Consider the following 3,144-nt stretch of genomic DNA (forward strand, 5'->3'; position numbering starts at 1 on the left):
ATCGACATTGTCGTGCAATCCCAGATCGACCGGCGCAAGAAACTTTTTCTGGCCGACATGGATTCCACCATGATCGGCCAGGAATGCATCGACGAGCTGGCCGACTTCGCCGGGCTCAAGGCGCATGTCGCCGAGATTACCGAGCGCGCCATGCGCGGCGAGATCGCATTCGAGCCGGCGCTACGCGAGCGCGTCGCGCTGCTGAAGGACCTGCCGGTCGGCATCGTCGACCAGGTGCTGGCCACGCGCATCACGCTGACGCCGGGCGGCCGCGAGCTGGTCGCGACCATGCGCGCCCACGGCGCCTGGACCTGCCTCGTCTCGGGCGGCTTCACGCCGTTCACCAACGCGGTCGCGGCCCAGATCGGCTTCCAGGAGAACCGCGCCAACGAGCTGATCGTGCAGGACGGCAAATTCACCGGCGAGGTGAAGGAGCCGATCCTGGGCCGCGCGGCCAAGCTCGCGACCCTGGTCGACCTGATGGAGTCCTTCGATATCGACGACATCGACACGCTGGTGGTCGGCGACGGCGCCAACGATCTCGCGATGATCCAGGCCGCGGGCCTCGGCGTCGCCTATCACGCAAAACCCACGGTCTCGGCCGCCGCCGCCGCCCGCATCGACCACGGCGACCTCACCGCGCTGCTCTACGCGCAGGGCTATCGGCGGGAGGAGTTCGTGGAGGGGTGAGCCCGGCCGCTGCGGGGCTTCGGCGCCGCTGCGCCAAGGCATGACGAGCCGGGGTCCGGCACGCGGCTTTCGGACCGGACAACAAAAACATGAGGTTCAACCCCATGCACAGTGGCCGATGACGGCCGCAGTCATATACGTATTTTCCGAAATCAGACTTGACGCGTCGGGCAAATCAAGGGCATAATGCCATCATCGCAGCGTGTGATCGGCAGGGGCCGGCCGGCGAAGAGACGCGCCCCGGATCAAGCCCGGCCACGACGTGTTGCGAGACGTAAACGCGCAGCTACTGCACGCTCAGCGCCACGAAGCGCAGCTCGCCGTCGCCGTTGGAGACGAGCAGCAGCACCGACTTCTTGCCGTCCTTCTTGAGCTGCTCGATCCGCTTCTGGACGTCGGCGCCGCTTGCGACCGCCTCCTGCGCCACCTCGACGATGACGTCGCCGGCGGAAAGCCGCTTCTCGGCGGCGTCAGAACTGGCGTCGACGCCGGTGACGACCACGCCCTTGACGCTGTCCTTGATCCTGTAGCGCGTGCGCAGATCCTTGCTGAGCACGGCGAGATCGAGCCCGAGCGCCTTCTGCGTCACCGGCTTCTCAGGCGCAGGCTCGTCGGTCTTCACCGCCGCCTGCACCTTGTCGGGATCCTGCAGGCGGCCGAGCGTGACCTTCTTGGTCTCCTCCTGGCCCTTGCGGATGACGACGACGTCGACCTCCTTGCCGACCGCGGTGTCGGCGACCACGCGCGACAGGTCCTTCGGGTCCTTGACGTCCTTGCCGTCGAACTTGACCACGACGTCGCCGGGCTCGATGCCGGCGGGCTTGGCCGGCCCCTTGTCGTCGACGCCGGCGACCAGCGCGCCGCGCGCCGGCTTGATGTTGAGGCTCTCGGCGATCTCGTCGGTGACGGTCTGGATACGCACCCCTAACCAGCCGCGGCGCAGTTCGCCGAACTGGCGGAGCTGGTCGACCACGCCCGCGACCGTCTTCGACGGCACGGCGAAGCCGATGCCGATCGAGCCGCCGGATGGCGAGATGATCAGCGTGTTGACGCCGATCACCTCGCCCTCGAGGTTGAACAGCGGACCGCCGGAATTGCCGCGGTTGATGGCGGCGTCGGTCTGGATGTAGCTGTCATAGGGACCCGAGGAGATGTCGCGGTTCTTGGCCGAGACGATGCCGGCCGTGACCGTGCCCCCTAAGCTGAACGGGTTGCCGATCGCGACCACCCAGTCGCCCAGCCGCAGCTTGTCGGAGTCGCCGAACTTGACGGCGACCAGCGGCCGCGGCGGTTTGAACTTCAACACCGCGAGATCGGTCTTCTTGTCGACGCCGACCAGCTCGGCCTTCACCTTGGTGCCGTCGTTGAGGATGACGTTGATCTCGTCGGCATCCGCGATGACGTGATTGTTGGTCACGACGACGCCCGCGGTGTCGATGATGAAGCCGGAGCCGAGCGAGTTGGTCTTGCGCGGCGGCGCGTTCTCGCCGCGCTCGCCGCCCTTGCTGTTGGGGTTGCGGCGGTTCTTGAAGAAGTCGTCGAAGAACTCCTCGAAGGGCGAGCCGGGCGGCAACTGCGGCATGGTCTGGCTACCGCCGCCCTTCGCTTCGACGGTCTGCGAGGTCGAGATGTTGACGACCGCGCCGATCACCTTCTCGGCGACGTCGGCGATGCCCTCCGGCCCGCGCGCGGCGGCGGGCGAGGCGACGGCGCAGACGGCGCCGACGACGATCGCGGCCAGCCCCAGGCGCAGGCGGGTCGAGGCAATGGTGGCGGCGGTCATGTTCGATGGTCTCCAGAGAGTCGGGGGTTGTCCCACACTGCGCTCGAACGGGGCGACGGCGCAAGCGCGGAGGTTAACGGCTTTCAAGAGCCGGATATTGCGGCGAAAAACCGGCCGTTGCGCTTCACTTTGGCGTAGTCGAAGGCCGTCAGGCGTGGCGCCGGATCGCCCAGATCAGGATCAGTCCGGCCACCGCCGAGGCGATGCCGGCCGCCCGCAGGATATGATCGGGGGTGGCCAGCGCGCTCTTCATCGCCTTGCGCATCCAGGCGGGGCTCGCCGCGAACATCAAGCCTTCCAGCACGAACAGGATGCCCAAGCCGATGAGGAAGTCGGCAAACGCTATGGACCTCATCGGAACGGAACCTCCCCCGCGTGCTGTTGTTGCGTCTCTTATAGAGGACGGCGCACGCGCCGCCCGATCTTTTTCGTCGAGGAGAGCAATCGCCGCGCTTACTGCTTCGGCGCCGTGGGCTGCGTCTCCGTCCCGCTCTTGCCGGCCGCGCTACCGAAATACCGGAAGAAATCCGAATCCGGACGCAGCAGGAAGCGGGTGTCGTTTGCGCGCAGGCCATTCTCGTAGGCCGTCATCGAGCGGTAGAAGGCGAAGAAGTCGGGATCCTTGCCATAGGCTTCCGCAAACAGGCGGTTGCGCTCGGCATCGCCCGCGC

General features: G+C 66.9%; 3 protein-coding genes and 1 pseudogene. 1 reads left to right on the plus strand and 3 read right to left on the minus strand.

Annotation, left to right across the window (positions count from 1 at the left end; genetic code table 11):
* The coding region (gene serB, locus KGM94_RS24615) for a phosphoserine phosphatase SerB (RefSeq protein WP_300265157.1) at nucleotides 1–690 on the plus strand (690 nt) is incomplete at its 5' end.
* A 286-nt stretch (nucleotides 691–976) separates the two neighbouring features.
* Here the strand turns inward: serB and KGM94_RS24620 are convergent.
* The 3 genes and pseudogenes from KGM94_RS24620 to KGM94_RS24630 form a co-directional block, all read right to left on the minus strand.
* On the minus strand, nucleotides 977–2,473 hold the full coding sequence (locus KGM94_RS24620) for a Do family serine endopeptidase (RefSeq protein ID WP_300265160.1): 1,497 nt from the start codon (nucleotides 2,471–2,473) through the stop codon (nucleotides 977–979).
* Between the two features lie 148 nt (nucleotides 2,474–2,621).
* Nucleotides 2,622–2,828, minus strand: a complete 207-nt coding sequence (locus KGM94_RS24625) for a DUF2065 domain-containing protein (protein WP_300265163.1) — start codon at nucleotides 2,826–2,828, stop codon at nucleotides 2,622–2,624.
* Between the two features lie 98 nt (nucleotides 2,829–2,926).
* Nucleotides 2,927–3,144 (minus strand): annotated as a pseudogene (locus tag KGM94_RS24630) (protease modulator HflC); the annotation flags it as partial.

The sequence above is a fragment of the Bradyrhizobium sp. genome, assembly GCF_028868675.1.
In the GTDB taxonomy this organism is placed as follows: domain Bacteria; phylum Pseudomonadota; class Alphaproteobacteria; order Rhizobiales; family Xanthobacteraceae; genus Bradyrhizobium.

Bases quoted from the DNA above. Each gene is read 5' to 3' on its own strand.
- KGM94_RS24620 (WP_300265160.1), bottom strand. From the start codon at position 2,473: ATGACCGCCGCCACCATTGCCTCGACCCGCCTGCGCCTGGGGCTGGCC.
- KGM94_RS24625 (WP_300265163.1), bottom strand. From the start codon at position 2,828: ATGAGGTCCATAGCGTTTGCCGACTTCCTCATCGGCTTGGGCATCCTG.